This is a genomic window from Thalassotalea sp. G20_0 (assembly GCF_017744175.1).
GTDB lineage: Bacteria > Pseudomonadota > Gammaproteobacteria > Pseudomonadales > Endozoicomonadaceae > Endozoicomonas.
This window is the reverse complement of record NZ_JAGHQV010000002.1, coordinates 35990-51937: the sequence shown is the minus strand read 5'-3', so window position 1 is coordinate 51937 and position 15948 is coordinate 35990. Positions and strand designations below refer to the sequence as shown.

13 protein-coding genes are annotated in these 15948 nt (G+C 49.3%); 2 read left to right on the top strand and 11 right to left on the bottom strand.

Translation table 11 applies throughout. The annotated features are described in order from the left end of the window. Positions 1 to 1842 (bottom strand): dihydroxy-acid dehydratase, encoded by a 1842-nt coding sequence (gene ilvD, locus J7438_RS01400; RefSeq protein ID WP_209275133.1) that lies wholly within the window; start codon positions 1840 to 1842, stop codon positions 1 to 3. 277 nt (positions 1843 to 2119) lie between these two features. Beyond that, positions 2120 to 2830 carry a DUF3581 family protein gene (locus J7438_RS01395; protein WP_209203376.1) on the bottom strand — a complete coding sequence of 237 codons (711 nt, stop codon included), beginning with the start codon at positions 2828 to 2830 and terminating at the stop codon, positions 2120 to 2122. A gap of 416 nt (positions 2831 to 3246) precedes the next feature. Here J7438_RS01395 and J7438_RS01390 point away from each other — a divergent pair, with 416 nt between their 5' ends. Next, positions 3247 to 5814, top strand: a complete 2568-nt coding sequence (locus J7438_RS01390) for a tetratricopeptide repeat protein (RefSeq protein ID WP_209275132.1) — start codon at positions 3247 to 3249, stop codon at positions 5812 to 5814. 39 nt (positions 5815 to 5853) lie between these two features. Here J7438_RS01390 and lipA read toward each other — a convergent pair whose 3' ends face one another. The 5 genes from lipA to J7438_RS01365 form a co-directional block, all read right to left on the bottom strand. Further along, on the bottom strand, positions 5854 to 6969 hold the full coding sequence (lipA, locus tag J7438_RS01385; RefSeq protein ID WP_286196302.1) for a lipoyl synthase: 1116 nt from the start codon (positions 6967 to 6969) through the stop codon (positions 5854 to 5856). A 48-nt stretch (positions 6970 to 7017) separates the two neighbouring features. Continuing rightward, entirely contained in the window at positions 7018 to 7695 is a 678-nt protein-coding gene (gene lipB, locus J7438_RS01380) for a lipoyl(octanoyl) transferase LipB (RefSeq protein WP_209275243.1), read from the bottom strand. A 44-nt stretch (positions 7696 to 7739) separates the two neighbouring features. Then, positions 7740 to 8006 (bottom strand): HP0495 family protein, encoded by a 267-nt coding sequence (locus J7438_RS01375; protein ID WP_209275131.1) that lies wholly within the window; start codon positions 8004 to 8006, stop codon positions 7740 to 7742. Positions 8007 to 8113: 107 nt separating this feature from the next. Continuing rightward, positions 8114 to 9343 (bottom strand): D-alanyl-D-alanine carboxypeptidase family protein, encoded by a 1230-nt coding sequence (locus tag J7438_RS01370; protein ID WP_286196300.1) that lies wholly within the window; start codon positions 9341 to 9343, stop codon positions 8114 to 8116. Positions 9344 to 9465: 122 nt separating this feature from the next. Then, positions 9466 to 9933 carry a GNAT family N-acetyltransferase gene (locus J7438_RS01365; protein WP_209203371.1) on the bottom strand — a complete coding sequence of 156 codons (468 nt, stop codon included), beginning with the start codon at positions 9931 to 9933 and terminating at the stop codon, positions 9466 to 9468. 267 nt (positions 9934 to 10200) lie between these two features. On the opposite strand from J7438_RS01365, the gene J7438_RS01360 reads away from it, so the two are divergent. After that, positions 10201 to 10608 carry a hypothetical protein gene (locus J7438_RS01360; RefSeq protein ID WP_163369678.1) on the top strand — a complete coding sequence of 136 codons (408 nt, stop codon included), beginning with the start codon at positions 10201 to 10203 and terminating at the stop codon, positions 10606 to 10608. Positions 10609 to 10643: 35 nt separating this feature from the next. On the opposite strand, the gene J7438_RS01355 is transcribed toward J7438_RS01360, so the two are convergent. The 4 genes from J7438_RS01355 to mrdA all read right to left on the bottom strand — a co-directional run bounded on the left by J7438_RS01355 (position 10644) and on the right by mrdA (position 15916). Further along, positions 10644 to 11537, bottom strand: coding sequence for a septal ring lytic transglycosylase RlpA family protein (locus J7438_RS01355; RefSeq protein ID WP_286196299.1), 894 nt, complete (start codon positions 11535 to 11537; stop codon positions 10644 to 10646). A 168-nt stretch (positions 11538 to 11705) separates the two neighbouring features. Next, on the bottom strand, positions 11706 to 12776 hold the full coding sequence (mltB, locus tag J7438_RS01350) for a lytic murein transglycosylase B (RefSeq protein ID WP_209203369.1): 1071 nt from the start codon (positions 12774 to 12776) through the stop codon (positions 11706 to 11708). Positions 12777 to 12905: 129 nt separating this feature from the next. Continuing rightward, positions 12906 to 14051, bottom strand: coding sequence for a rod shape-determining protein RodA (gene rodA, locus J7438_RS01345; RefSeq protein ID WP_209203368.1), 1146 nt, complete (start codon positions 14049 to 14051; stop codon positions 12906 to 12908). Next, positions 14051 to 15916: a penicillin-binding protein 2 gene (gene mrdA, locus J7438_RS01340; RefSeq protein ID WP_209275130.1), complete on the bottom strand. Its 1866-nt coding sequence runs from the start codon at positions 15914 to 15916 to the stop codon at positions 14051 to 14053. The genes rodA and mrdA overlap by 1 nt, the downstream gene beginning before the upstream one ends. Positions 15917 to 15948: the final 32 nt, after the last annotated feature.

The following is a 15948-nucleotide window of genomic DNA, read 5'->3' as shown; positions in this document are numbered from 1 at the left end:
TCAGTCAAAAAGGCTCAAATCCCGAACGGCACCTTTATCTGCACTGGTGACCATACGGGCATAAGCTTTAAGCGCCGTGGAGACCTTTCTTGGCCTGGGCTTAACCGGCTGCCAGGCAGCTTTCCCCCGGGCCTCCATGGCTGCCCGTCTTGCGGCCAGCTGGTCTTCGGTCAACTGGACATTAATGCTTCGGTTGGGAATATCTATCCGAATGATATCCCCATTCTCCACCAGACCAATGGCACCACCGGATGCGGCCTCAGGAGAAGCATGACCAATGGAAAGTCCGGAAGTACCACCGGAGAAACGTCCATCCGTCAGCAGCGCACAGGCCTTACCCAGCCCTTTCGATTTCAGATAACTGGTCGGGTAGAGCATTTCCTGCATACCCGGCCCACCTTTTGGCCCTTCGTAACGAACAATCACCACCTCTCCCGGCTGCACCCGGTCTTCCAGAATAGCGTTGACCGCGTCCTCCTGACTTTCACAGATATGGGCCGGACCTTCGAAGACCAGGTTATCATCATCAACACCCGAGGTTTTGACCACACAGCCATCGGCGGCAATATTGCCATAAAGCACTGCAAGCCCCCCCTCAGTACTGAAGGCATGTTCCAGTGAGCGAATACAGCCTTCTGCCCGGTCATCATCCAGGGTTTCCCAGCGATAATCCTGACTGAAGGCTTCTGTGGTACGAATGCCGGCAGGACCCGCCTTAAAGAAGGTTTTTACCGACTCATCGCTGGTCTGGATAATATCCCAGCGGGACAAGGCTTCGCCGACGGTGGCGCTGTGCACCGTGGGAATATCATTGTGCAATAGCCCGGCACGATCCAGCTCACCAAGGATACCCATCACCCCACCCGCCCTGTGAACATCTTCCATATGGTATTTCGGGGTGTTGGGTGCCACTTTGCATAACTGGGGAATCCGACGGGATAACTGGTCAATATTACGCATATCGAAAGGTATACCACCCTCCTGTGCAGCCGCCAGCAGATGCAGGATGGTATTGGTCGATCCACCCATGGCGATGTCCAGACTCATGGCATTTTCAAACGCCTTGAAACTGGCGATGGATCTGGGCAGTACACTCTCATCGTCGTGTTCATAATAACGCCGGGTGATATCAACAATTCGGCGAGCTGCCTCCAGAAACAGCTGCTCACGATCAGCGTGAGTAGCCAGCATGGATCCATTGCCCGGCAGGGAAAGACCCAGCGCTTCCGTCAGACAATTCATGGAGTTGGCGGTAAACATCCCTGAGCAGGAACCACAGGTTGGACAGGCTGAACGCTCATATTCGGCAACGGTTTCATCATCGGCATCTGAAGCGGCGATCACCATGGCATCAACCAGATCAAGCCCATGTTGGGACAGTTTGGTTTTACCCGCTTCCATTGGCCCACCTGACACAAAAACCACCGGAATGTTCAGGCGCATGGCCGCCATCAACATGCCCGGAGTGATTTTGTCACAGTTGGAAATACAGACCAGCGCATCGGCTGTGTGGGCATTGACCATATATTCCACGGAGTCAGCAATGATGTCCCGGCTGGGCAGGGAATAGAGCATGCCATCGTGCCCCATGGCTATGCCGTCATCCACGGCAATGGTGTTGAACTCTTTCGCCACACCACCATGCTGCTCAATTTCACGGCAAACCAGTTGCCCCATGTCCTTCAAATGAACATGGCCAGGCACGAACTGGGTAAATGAGTTAGCAACAGCAATAATGGGTTTGTTGAAATCCCCATCGTTCATACCTGTTGCCCGCCATAGCGCACGGGCTCCGGCCATATTTCGGCCATGGGTGGATGTTCTGGAGCGATAGGCTGGCATGAAACAGTCCCTCTATAACGGTCAATGGCAAATGGTTTTATTCTTGCTTCTGTCTGTACACGGTAACTTTTAAAAAGCCAATGCACTCCATTGCTGACGGGGTTTTCATCGCCATCCAATGGCGGCCGGTTAGAATATCAAAATTCAGGCGATTTGTCTGACTATGTGGAAATACCACTGGAAAAACCGGAATAGAATCCACTCTTCAAAGTCATCACAGAAAATTAAGACGTATCCATTGAAAAGTGGCCATTACCAGAAGTGCCAAAAAAGACGCTCAGCCGGCAAACTGGTGCTGCCGGGCGCTGTGTTTTTTAATCATGATATCAATGGCTTCCTGGTCGTAGGGCCGCAAGCCGGAGAGAATCATGGTTTTCTCCCCCATCCCCACCACATCACCATTTTCACGGTAAACAAAGTTAAGCGTCACCTTACCCCGCTTGCCATTAACATCCAGAGTCGCGCCTGCTGCTTCCAGATGCGGGTTTACCAGGTCAACACGCGCCATTTTCAAGGTCATGCTGTCGTAGATGACCAGCGGTTTGACGGCATTGATCATAACCCCATGGGACTTCATCAGCGGCACAAAGACATTGGGGAAACTCTCACCGGAAAAGGCCACATAACTGCGCACCAGCTGCTCAATCATCAACGTATCGTGGCTGCAGGCTCCGTGGCGTTCAATATCCAGATACAGCTTGCCGGAAAGATCATAAATGCTCTTATGCCCTTTTTCGTTGGTACAGATTTCCAGCTCAACACCGTCGGTAACCATGCCATTGAAAGTGACACGCATATCGCTATACAGACCTTCGCTCAGCAAGATCTTGGCAAAAAGCAGATCACCCGGAACGCAGAAGCGGGAGTTATCCACATCATGCAGAGGGTTAAAATCATTGGCAATGCGCTTCGCAAACTGGCTGGCCTGTTCGCGGGTAAAGGAAAAGCGGTTGTCTGCCAGAGAGGTACAGTATTGATCAATAAACATAGTGTTAAAGCTGAATTCCTGCCGCAGTCATCCCTTCAGTCAGACGGCACTCAATGCCCCTGGCTATCGGATGTTCAGTCATTAGTGACAAATACCCATGGTAAAACAGCGAACATTCTACCTTGCTCTGGCCCACAGAACAGTAGGGACGGGAAAGCGGCTATTACTCAGAGGCATATGAGCAATAGCAAGCACCTTACCATAAGTGGTTGACCAACCACTTATTTTATGAATATCAAGCAAGCATTGCGAAGGCCGTAGTCCGGGAAATACATCTTAAGTGAGTAGCCCCCTGAAGCCTACCAGTAAATCGTAGCTTTTTGTTTAAAGCATCATTACCGAACTTAACGTTATTGCCGTGGTCTAAAAGTTTACAGTTCAGCCGCACTTCAACCCCTGACGCTAGACCCAAACCGATGGCAAACTCTTTTAACCTCTCCCCTCATCTACCGTTTGTCCCTCAAACCTCAAACGATCACGGGGCATTTCTGGAAGCATTAGCGTTAACTGAAGCGATAACGACTTTGAAGTCACATCTGCCAAAAGACCGGCAAACACAGGAACCACTGGATCTATGCAACCGATCTGTCAAAGCAACTGAACATCCGGTTGTTCAGTACACGAACGCACAACTGGAAACGAAAAGAAAGCTGTGTCATCGAGGGAACAATGTCACTTTAGAAAGAGAAAAACGATATTTTCAAACACCATCAGCAGAAACACTCTCTCATCTTCTGGACCAGTTCCAGACCACTTATGTGAAATTCTGGCAGCTACAGGAACTCGTGGAATCCAGAGCAGAAAATACGCAAAAGAGCTTATTAACCATAGCGGATGATCTTGAACAGTTTGAAAACCACATTATTGATTTTTTACTGAGTTGCACACCTTCGGACCCGGAACAGATTCAAGACCTTTTCTTAATAAGCATTTGGTTACAATGGATAAAAAACTCTAAAGGTGAAGTAGAATCGGCTAACCATGTTTTAATCAGCAAACGGATTTTATCATTTTTCGAAAAGGAAAAAATGGCCAATATACCACTCACAAAAATCAATCATAGAGTCACTTGCTGTGATCTGAAGAGCCAGAAAATGGAACCTTATGATGAAGACTTACTGCCCACATTCATCATCACAAGTATTACCAACTCATTAAAATACATACTTTTTTTTAGAGACACTGAAACAATAAAAGCTAATATCATTGAATTTATTCATGACTCCGAATTATTTAAAAAAGCGCAAGACACGCAACAATGGCTTGCAAAAAATTTAAACATTGCAGAATTGTGTGGGTCTGCGCTCAATTTGGTTAATAAAGTAAAATGCAGTAATCTTGCTATCATTCCCGGTTCAACAGACACTCCTGATTTAAACCCGAATTCGTTATTATTCTACGTGTTTCGGTTTGGTGAAAATGGTCAGCTGGCATATAACTCACCGGACATTAGCCTGTCAGCATTGGAACAGCTCATCCGTTTCCTCCAGATCCCCGAATTCAAGAAAAAAGTATTACCTACAATACAGGAAATTGCATCAACAGAAATACACCTGCCAGTTTTGAATACTATTTGTAATTTTCTGATCAGTCCAGATACCTTCCACCTTATCGATATCCCCAACAAAGACAGCAGGCTCTATTTATCCGCGGTTTTGTACTACCTGAAAAACGAACCTGAAAAAGCAGAAAATGAGCTGTTAAAATCCCGGGTCCCTGAAGCCCGATGGTTACTCAGCAAGGTGTATGAGCAAAGCAACCGATTAGAAGAAGCCATTCACCATTCCAGACTGGCCATACAACAAGGTATCAGTGCGGCCAACCTGCAACTGGCTTTGCTGCTGATCAAGAACAGAAAGAATGATCTCGGTTCAATAGAGGAAGTTATTACCCTTTTGCAGAGGGCTATAGAGCACTATGATTTTATCGATGCCAAAGACGTATCATTCTATATTCAGGGAATTATTGATGAACTGGAACTCTCCGAAACAAAACCACTCGCTCTGGAAGCGGCATCTGACGAAAAAAAGGGATCCAGAAAACAACGACGCCGCCCAGGCTCAACCAGAAAAGAGAAAACCACAAAAACACAAGGTAAAAAAAGAATTCAAGGAAGTTTAACCAGAGACCTGAAAGGTCAAAAACAAAGCCCTGGCGAAGATCAATGTTCTATCAACGCAAGTCCTGTGTACTCCACAAGCATCGAAAAAACACCCATTCAAGGGGAAAGCATTAAATCAATCCCTCGAATCCGGCTGTCCTACATCAGCCTCTGTGTTACACAGTTATTACACAACAGCGACTTTGAACAGGCTCGAGCCGTATTAGAACAATTCTGTCAGGAAACTCAGCTCACAATACAACAGGCAAGCTTTGCTCACATGGATTTATGGAGCCTCAGAGTGATAGCAAAAGGATCTGAACATCTGGAAGCCTTCAATGCGTCAGCTAAACAAGAACAGAAGTCCGGTGAGTTAAATATACTGGCTCAATCCGGCAAAACACTCACCGATTACGGACTGGACCGGAAGGCTGGTGACACGGTTTTATTATCTGACGACCTTCCAAAAACCCAACAGGCCATTCGAAAACTGATTATTGATAAAGCGCTGGGATGGCTATGCTGCCTCCATCCTCTTGACCAGAATTTAGCCGACTATAAGGCTCAGTGGATCATTCAGCCATGCGCTATCGCCAAGCATCATTTAGCCGAATTTGAACATAGCCTGTCACTGACATTTATCACTGGTTCTTTTTTATCCCTTATTGGCCACATACATGGTGATATGGCAACAGATTGTGATGACCAAAAAGAGAAAAACAGGCTCAAACAAAAATCGGGGGAGTTTTATAGCACAGCCAATGAGTTTAATAGTTGGAGAATTCGATTAAAAAACGAACCCTCGTTACGCCATCGCATCGCAAAAAAAACCCCTTTAGGCGATATTCAAAGACTAAGGAAAAAACTGGCCACAGAGCAATAGCGTCAAAGGTGGGGGGATTGCCTCCCACCCCCATTCGTATCAAAGACCCACGTTGTTCTTCTGTAAGACTTGCTCCGCACGATAACTGGATCGCACCAGCGCACCGGAAACGACTTCCAGGAAGCCTTTCTCAAGCCCCCATTGTCGATATTTTTCAAACTCTTCCGGTGTCACATAACGCTCAATGGGAAGATGATTGACGGTTGGCTGCAGGTACTGGCCAAAGGTAACAATATCCACATTAATGGCTCTCAGATCATCCAGGGCTTCCAGAATCTCATCGTCGGTTTCACCGAGCCCCAGCATCAGGCTGGTTTTCGTCAGGACATCAGGGCGGTATTTCTTGGCATGTTCCAGCACAGCCAGTGTCTGCTCATAACTGGCCCTGGGATCACGCACGGGGTGAGTCAGTCGGCGCACGGTTTCGACATTCTGGGCAAAGACCGCTATGGGGCTATCAACAACCTTTTCAACATGGGACATAACACCGAGAAAATCAGGTGTCAGAACCTCTACATCAGTATCCGGGTTTTCTTCTTTAACCCGGCGAACCACCGCAGCGTAATGTCCGGCTCCGCCATCCGGCAGGTCATCCCGGTTCACCGAGGTCAGCACCAGATACTTCAGATTCATCAGCTTAACCGAGTTAGCGGTGTGCTCTGGTTCATCATGATCCAGCCACCCTTTGGGATTCCCGGTATTCACAGCGCAGAACCGGCAGGCCCGGGTACAGGTATCACCCATCAACATGATGGTTGCAGTACCGGAGCTCCAGCACTCGTTGATATTCGGGCACATGGCCTCTTCGCAGACCGTGCTGAGCTTATGCTCATGCACGGTACTTTTGACTTCTTTGTACTTTGTGCCGTGACTTGCTTTTATTCTGAGCCAGGATGGTTTCCGCTGAATCGGGGCATGCTGCCCCCCGGCACTGGCTTTAATGCCATTTTTAATGGCTGTGATACCTTTGTCATTGACAAATTTGGTGCCACTTTCTATTTTGACGCTACCGTCTATTTGCACGGTAGGAATAATGTTTTCCGGTTTCATCCGTGGGCTTTCTCCGGTGAGGCCGCTATTCACAAGCTCATGGCTTTCTACTGGCTCATGGCTGCCAAACGGTTCAAGACCGCTGTTTTCGGAATGAGTAGACATGCCTCCCCCTGTTTTCTTGGATTACTGCTAACTGGACTCGTTAACGGCTTAATCTTTATCTCCGCTATCTGCTGTCAACAGCTCATCAATTGCCGTTCTTTCATCAATATTGATGTAGCTCAGTGCTTTCTGAAAGCATACCAGTAAACGCCGACTCACTTCCTCCATATCGACAGTTCCCAGCAGCGATGCCATATCCACCACATTAAGCCCGGGATAACCACAGGGGTTAATTCGGTTAAATGGTTCCAGATCCATATCTACGTTCAGGCTTAAACCATGGTAAGAACACATCTTACGAAAGCGGAGCCCAAGGGATGCAATCTTGGCACCATTGACATACACACCCGGCGCATCCGGCCTGTTCTGTGCCTCTAAACCATAACTGGCCAGCATTGCAATTACGGCACTTTCCAATGCAGAAACCACAGCCCTTGGACCACTCTTCTTCCGGCGCACATCCATCAGGAAGTAAAACACCAGCTGCCCCGGCCCATGATAGGTAACCTGGCCACCACGATCCACCTGAATAACCGGGATATCTCCCGGGAAAAGAACATGTTCCGGCTTGCCAGCCTGCCCCTGGGTGAAAACCGGGGGATGTTCCACCACCCAGAATTCATCCCGGGTCTGATCATCCCTGTTGGCAGTAAAAGCTTTCATAGCCTGCCAGACAGGCTCGTAGTTTCTCCGCCCGAGGTAACGTACGATCAGGTCGTTTTCAATACCGTCAGACTGTTGGGTGTTTTCAGCTATCAAAGCCCTGTCCATTACAAAACCATCTGAATACGGCCACTGGCTTTCAGATCTTCAAAGAGCGCCTGTAGTTGAGGTTCGCCGGTGGCATGAATAACCACGGTTACCGACATGTACTTGCCATTTCGGCTGGTTTTCATTTTGGCATGGCCATCGAAGTCCGGTGCGTGTTTGGTCACCACCCGCAGTACAAAATCTTTATAATCGGGAGCTGAGTGCCCTACGATACGAATAGGGTAATCACAGGGGAATTCAATTTTCGGGGCCTGTGGCTCATTCATAACCATCTACCTACATCATTGTCAGACTGTACGTCGGACTATAAACAGTAAAAGCGCTGCATCCTTGTCGGGAATACAGCGCTTTTCACGCTTATCTTTAACCCGGGTTATGCAAACAGCCCGGTAAAGAACAAGACAATACTATCCCAGATACGCTTGAAGAAACCTCCTGGCTCAACAGCCTGTTGAGCAATCAGCGGCACCTCACGAACCAGTTCATCTTCCAGCATAACGTTGACTGAACCAATGGTCTGACCTTTCTTGATGGGCGCTTCCAGCTTTGGGTCGATCTTCAGAGAGGCGGTCAGGTTCTTACCCGTACCCCTGGGCACAGTGACAATCAGGTCTTCGGTAATACCCGCAGTAATTTCACTGATGTCCCCTTTCCAGACTTTAACGGTTTGCAGAGGCTCGCCACCTTTTTTCACATCCACATTTTCAAAGAAGCGGAAACCATAGGTCAGTAGTTTCTGGGCATCATCCGCACGCTGCTTCTCACTGGCAGAGCCTAACAGCACAGCAATCAGACGGCGGTCATCACGCTCAGAGGTTACTGCCAGGTGGTAGCCGGTGTCTTCAATATGCCCGGTCTTCAGACCATCCACATAGGGGTTGGTCCAGAGCAGACGGTTACGGTTTGCCTGACGACGCAGGGGTTTGCCGGTTTTTTTATCCACGCCGTACTGAAAATACTTCTCAGCATACCAGCCGTAATATTCCGGATAGTCCTGAACGATATGCTTGCCAAGAATGGCCAGGTCACGGGCGGTCGAGTAATGGTCATCTGCTGGCCAGCCGGAAGCATTCTGGAACAGCGTGTTGTTCATGCCAAGTCGCTGGGCGGTACTGGTCATCAACTGAGCAAAGGCTCCCTCGCTGCCAGCGATGTGTTCAGCAACCGCAACGCTGGCATCATTACCGGAAACGATAATGATACCTTTCAGCAAATCTTCAACCGTTACCCGTTCCCCGACTTCAATAAACATAGTGGAACCGCCCAGGCTCCATGCTTTTTCACTGACCAGAACCTGGTCATCACGGTGGATGTTGCCCGCAGCCATTTCCATTTCCGCCAGATACGCGGTCATCATCTTGGTCAGACTGGCCGGATGCATGGGCTCATCGGGATTCTGTGAGGCCAGCACTTCACCACTGGCGGCGTCCATCAGAATGTAACTTTTCAGGGACACTTCCGGTGGCGAAGGAATCTGTCCATAAGCACTGGCCTGGCCGACAAAAACAAGACCAGTCATGGCCAACGCTTTCAGCCAGCGGGGGGCCACCAGCTTATGAAGGGCCTCCAGCGTGTGAAGGGAAGATAAAATTCTTTTGCCCATGCAGGTAAATGCTCTGAGTATATGGATTTTCATCATTATAATGTTCAAATCTTTAGAGGTTAACTGCAACTTACAGCGACTGATAACAATTCATCAATTAGCACAGCAGATCTTCCGTCAAGTCAGACGCGAGCAGGCATACTGCTCATAAGGAATATCTTTTTCCCATGATAGATATCATCATGAAAAGTACGCCAACCCAACTGCTCATAAAAGCTGACTTGATCCGGAGTATACAGGAATAGCGGACCCAGGTTCTGCTGCCGTGCATACCCCATTGCCACCTTTACCAGCTGCTGACCATAGCCATGCCCCCGCTTCGATGGTTCCACATAGACATTGGCCAGCCATGGTGAAAACTCCGGATAGTTTGGCAGATCCTCTTTGAGAATGCTGACTGATCCCCAGACACTCCCTCCCTCTGCCAGCACCCAGGTTTGCGGGATCAGGTCGGTCAGCAAAGAAGCTTCCATATCCTCCCGAAAGTCACTCAAATCACTTCCGGGGTATAAAGCCCCCCACTCCCTGTAATGCCAACGCGCAACCGTTTCGATGCATGAGGGCAGGTCTTGCAAATTAATAATCTTCATCAGGATTAATAGCAAAGAAATCTATAACCATGATTGTACCTCAAAGCACTGAAAAACCTGACCTTACGGAAAGCAGGATAGATAAAAAAATGCTACATCCCTTACGCCCCAAAGCCTTACGGTGAAAATGAATTATCTGGGCAAGGTTGCCAAACGCCCTCTATTTTTACCTGTGAATACACGACTATGAGCCATCAATGCCTTTCAACCGTAACAGTAATCAATAACTCTATGATTGATAAAACATGGGAAAGCGGGAGTGACACAATGTTAAATGAAGACCTGTACGAGTGTCTGATTGAGCTCGGTATCAATGAACCTAAAGCTCGGGCAGCGGCAAAAGAGAACGCCAAGCTGACGGAAATGAGCGAAGACATTGTTACCATACGACAAACGGTCTTTGAACTCACCCGCCAGAGCAGCGGGATGAATGAGCGCCTGATCAATGTTGAAGAACTGATGAAAGCTCTGATTCAGCGCATCAACAGTATGGAACAGTGGCAGACTCAAACCGATGAACATCTGACGGATTTTGAGGGACGCCTGACGGGGGTAGAAGGGAAATTGATCGGTGTTTCAGGCAGGTTAACCGGCGTTGAAGATCGCTTGACCCGTGTAGAAGATGAACTGGCCGAAATCAAAGGCATGCTGAAAATACTCGTTGATAGAGAATAGGATAGAGTGACTCCATCCTATCCATACCCCGAATCTTATGGGGCTTTCACCACCTGTTCAGACTGTTCTGCCTCTACTTCAGTCACCATCTTTTCGGAAGTTCCCGCATCACCCATAGACTTTTCATCGACAGGTTTTTCATACACAAGATAGGGCGACGCAAACTCAGCAGAGCTTAACCCCTCCAGCAACTCCTCCAGATGATCAGGACTTTCTACCGGACCAATCCTCACCCGATAAAGCGGTTCTGGTGCATCCCCCTTGACCACTTTCGCCTGGACACCCGCCCGGGAAAAGAGATCCCGACGTAAAAGCTGCGCATTATGGTAGTTTTTAAAGGCGGCCAGTTGCAGGTAGAGCAACTCTCCATCCCGTTCATGGGCGGGAGAACGGGCAAAGGTCTCCGGGTCAATGCCTTCTATTGCTACATTCGCCAGCCCTGAATCAGCGAACCCCAGTTTTTTTGCCGCAACATAAGAAAGATCGATCAGTCGGTCACCATGAAATGGCCCACGGTCATTAACCCGCACCACCACCGACTGACCATTTTCCAGATTAGTGACCTTGACATAGGAGGGCAGCGGCAATGTTTTATGGGCCGCCGTCATCTTGAACATATCATAGATTTCACCGTTAGCCGTCTGCTTCCCGTGAAACTTGGTGCCATACCATGAGGCCTGGCCCTTTTCTGCATAACCATTGGCAGAGGCCATCGGCTGATAGTGAATCCCACCCAGGGTATAGGGTGTATTTTTAACAGGGACCTGTATCGGCGACGGGACTGCGTCAGGAATGGTACTGATATCAACGGAATCAGCCGGTGGGCCATCCTGGACCTGTGGACTACTGCTACAGCCAACCAGGGCTGATAGCATGACGGCCGGAACCAGCCTGAATCCCCGGGTGTTAATTCCCACGATTTTCTTCATTGATACCAGGCCTGAGAGACCGGCTCCAGATCGTCCCATTTGATCAAACATACTTTTCAACGTTAACAAATAATATTCCTGAGGGGTCGTTATCAATCAACCGGGTAGCCGCCAAAGGCTCACCTTACAGTGAGCCTTCAGCAAAGATCAGCAAACCCGGGAAAACCATCACCCCTGCTTACCTTTTGCAACCTGCTTTTGCAATGCCAGAGACCGTTTATAACTGTCCTTCACTTCTCTGGACAACTGATAAACGGCAAGGGCATACATCTGGCTACGGTTATAGCGGGTAATGACATAAAAATTATGCAGTCCGACCCAGTACTCAGCGCCAGCACTGCCTTCATGTTTCATCGCCAGAACTTTTGAGGATTTTGGTAACCTTTCCGGCACAGCCCACCCAGCCTTTTGCACAAGACTCAGTTTTTTGTCCGGTTTCAATCCTGAAGAGACGATCTGCTCATGCTTAACGCCTGAAACCTTTGCCTGAACTGCCACACCACTGCCGTATTTCCAGCCGTGTTTTTGCAGATAGTTGGCAACACTGGCGATGGCGTCTTCATCGCTAAGCCAGATATTTGCCTGCTGATCGCCGGTATAATCAACCGCATAGGCACGGTAGCTGGATGGCATGAATTGTGGAATGCCCATGGCTCCTGCATAGGACCCGGTCAATTCGTCAACGTCCAGATTCTGTTCACGGGCCAGTAACAGGAAATTTTTCAGCTCTTTGCGAAAAAACTCACCTCTTCGGGGAAAGTCAAAGCCCAGCGTCGTGAGCGCATCCAGCACTTTAAAGCCACCGGTCTGCCGACCGTAATAGGTTTCTACGCCAATAATCGCCACAATAATATTGGCTGGCACCCCCAACTCCTGTTCAACACGGGCCAGGGTTTCGGCATTTTCTTCCCAGAAGCTGACACCCTTCGCTATCCTTTCTGGCGTGATAAATATCTTGCGGTAGTCTTTCCACTCCAGAGTCCCTTCTGCAGGGCGGCTGATCAGCTCCAGGGCACGTTCGGAACGCTCCGCCCCGGCCAGAATATCCTCAAGCTCTGTCCTGGAAAAACGGTGTTCAGTTACCAGCTCATCAATAAAAGCATCAACATCCTGCCTGCCCAGATAGTCACTGTTGTGATTTTCCTGGGCTAATGCCCAGGTGACAGGTGTAGCAACCACGGCAGCCATCAGCAGGCCACCACGAAACATTCGACGGAATACCCCGGGAAAATTTTTCATGTATCCGTACCTATTCAAAAATAACAAACTCAGGGTTCTCACAAACACTAAAACAGCTACATACATAACCCACCCTGCCTCTACATTAATCGACAGTGGTTTTGAATTCTATGGTAGAAAGGTAAAGATCTATTGGGAGGCCCTCAGAAAAGAGCGATGGGTATGTATCGACATCAGAAAACCAAAACCGGCCAGCAGGGTCACTAAAGAAGTCCCCCCCCGGCTAACCATGGGTAATGGAACACCCACTACTGGCAGGAGTCCACTGACCATCCCGATATTGACAAAGATATACACGAAAAACGTCAGAGTAATACTACCTGCCAATAAACGGCCAAAGAGCGTCTCGGCATTCAGGGTGATGAATAGTCCCCGCCCGAGAATCAGGGTATACAGGACAAAGAGCACCAGACATCCCATCAGGCCAAACTCTTCCGCCAGAACGGCAATTATAAAATCCGTATGGCTCTCTGGCAGAAAATCAAGATGCGATTGCGTGCCCTGTAACCAACCCTTGCCATAAAGCCCACCGGAACCAATAGCGATGGTGGATTGGATGATATTCCAACCGGCTCCCCACGGGTCACTTTCAGGGTTCAGAAATGTCAGCACCCTCCGCTTCTGATAGTCATACATAAAGAACTGCCAGAACACATAGATCGCCGGTGCTGCAAGACAGATGGCAGAAAATATCATGCGCTTGCGCAAACCGGCCAGCAGCAGCACAAACAGGCCCGAAGAGCCAATCAAAATAGACGTGCCAAGGTCAGGTTGTTTGGCAATAAGTACCACCGGTACAGCAATAATAATCAGTGAGAAAATCACATCTTTAAACAAGGGAGGCAGTGGACGCCTGGCCAGAAAAGCCGCCATGGTAATCGGCATAATCAGCTTGATCACTTCCGATGGTTGAAACCGGAAACCCGGCAGCTGAATCCAGCGCTGTGCACCTTTGGACTGTACGCCCATAAACAGAACGGCCAGCAATAACAGCACCCCTCCCACATAAAACCACTTGGCCCACTGCATCAGCACCCTTGGCGGAATCTGGGCCACGATTAACATTCCGGTCAGACTGATGCCCAGGTAGGTTGCCTGTCGAATAACAACCGACATATCCCGACCGGTGGCACTGTAAAGAATAAAGAGCCCCGCACCACACAGTAAAAGCAGAAACCCGAGCAGCACAAAATCAATATGCCAGCGCATGGACAATCCCGGGCTGCGGCCAAACCCGTGGAGATCAATCTGGCGAACAAAATCCTGGTTGGCCATTATTTCTCTCCCTTCACTTGATGGCTGTTGGCCGTTAATCTTGGCAGCAGGTAGGAATCCATAACTTTTCTGGCGACATTGGCAGCACCATTGTTGTTTTCCAGAATAACAGCAACGGCAATCAGGGGATCTTCTGCCGGTGCAAATGCGACAAACAAACTGTGATCCCGCTCAAACTCTTTCAGCTTCTCAGCATCGTACTCCTCTCCCTGGGGAATACTGACCACCTGTGCTGTCCCGGTTTTACCGGCCATACGATACTTGAGTCCCCGACCGATTCGCCAGTGTGCAGTTCCCCCCGGAGAGTGAACAACATCTTCCATGGCTTTGATAATGAGTTCCCAGTTCTTGGCTTCCGCCTCGGGAGTCCGGCCAATGGTGATGTCATCCCCCCAGAATTCACCCTGGATTTCAGGAATATCTTCTTTCACCAAACGGGGCTGAACATACTTGCCACGGTTGGCGATAAGTGCCGTTGACTCTGCCAGCTGCAAGGGGGTTGCCAGCATATACCCCTGCCCGATGATCGCAATCACCGTTTCACCCGGATACCAGGGCTGACCATAGGCACCCCGTTTCCACTCCCTGGAGGGCAAAAGGCCCGGACGCTCTTCCCTTATATCAATACCGGTTTTGTGGCCAAAGCCGAATTGATCAGCAAAATCATGGAGATTATCGATACCCAGCTTCCCGGCCTGAATATAGAAATAGGTATCATTGGATGCCGATATCGCGCGGGATAAATCAACCCAGCCATGACCGGAACGTTTCCAGTTGCGAAAACGGTGATCACTGCCCGGTAGCTGAAACCAGCCTTTATCAAAAATCCTGTCCTCTGGTTTGACGATATCACTCGCCAGCAGTGCCAGCCCCATCACCGGCTTTACTGTGGAGGCGGGTGGGTACTCACCTAATGATGCCCGATTGTACAACGGTCGCTCGATATCTCTGTTGAGCGCATTGAAAGTTTTACTATCAATCCCCGTCACAAACAGATTGGGGTCAAATGATGGATTGCTGGCCATTGCCAGCACCCCGCCGGTTTTCGGGTCCATGGCCACCAAAGCCCCTCGGCGGCCATCGATTGCATCAATGGCCACCTTTTGCAGCTCACTGTCCAGATAAAGGTTAAGATCCTGACCGGCTTGCGGGCTAACTTTTTTCAATACGCGCAATACCCGGCCACGGGCATTGGTCTCTACCTCCTGATGACCGGGTTTACCCAGAAGTACCGACTCATAGGCGCGCTCTATGCCAATCTTGCCCGTGGTATGAGTGCCGGAGTAGAGAGCCGGGTCCAGACGTTTCAAATCCCGATCATTGATTCGGCCTACATAGCCGATGCTATGGGCAAAACGCTGTCCTTCGGGGTACTGCCGGATCAGTTCAGCGTTGATATCTACCCCCGGCAAACGGAAAAGATTCACCGAAATCCGGGCAATCTCTTCGGCAGTCAGATCAAACTTCAGAGGCACTGCTTCATAAGGTCGGCGTCGCTTAACCCGTTGATGAAAACGCTGCAGCTCACCGTCGGTCAGAGACAAAATATGACCAATATCATCCAGCAAACCGGCAAGATCTTTGGTCTGCTCCCGAACAATTGACAATATATGGCTGGGCTTGTTAACGGCAAGAAGCTTGCCATTGGTGTCGTATATCAGGCCGCGGGTGGGGGGTATTGGCTGAACCAGTACACGATTCTCATCCGATTGCGTGGACAGCTCATTGTAGCGAACAACCTGAAGATAGAAGAGGCGGGAAACCAGCCCCATAGCAAGGAGCACCATAAAGCCAATGGCAACCCAAATCCGGATATTTACCAGTCTTTTTTCTGCCCCATGGTCCTTTAAGGTATCCTGCGGCATGTTATATCTCAGTCATCAGTCGTATGGTCAAA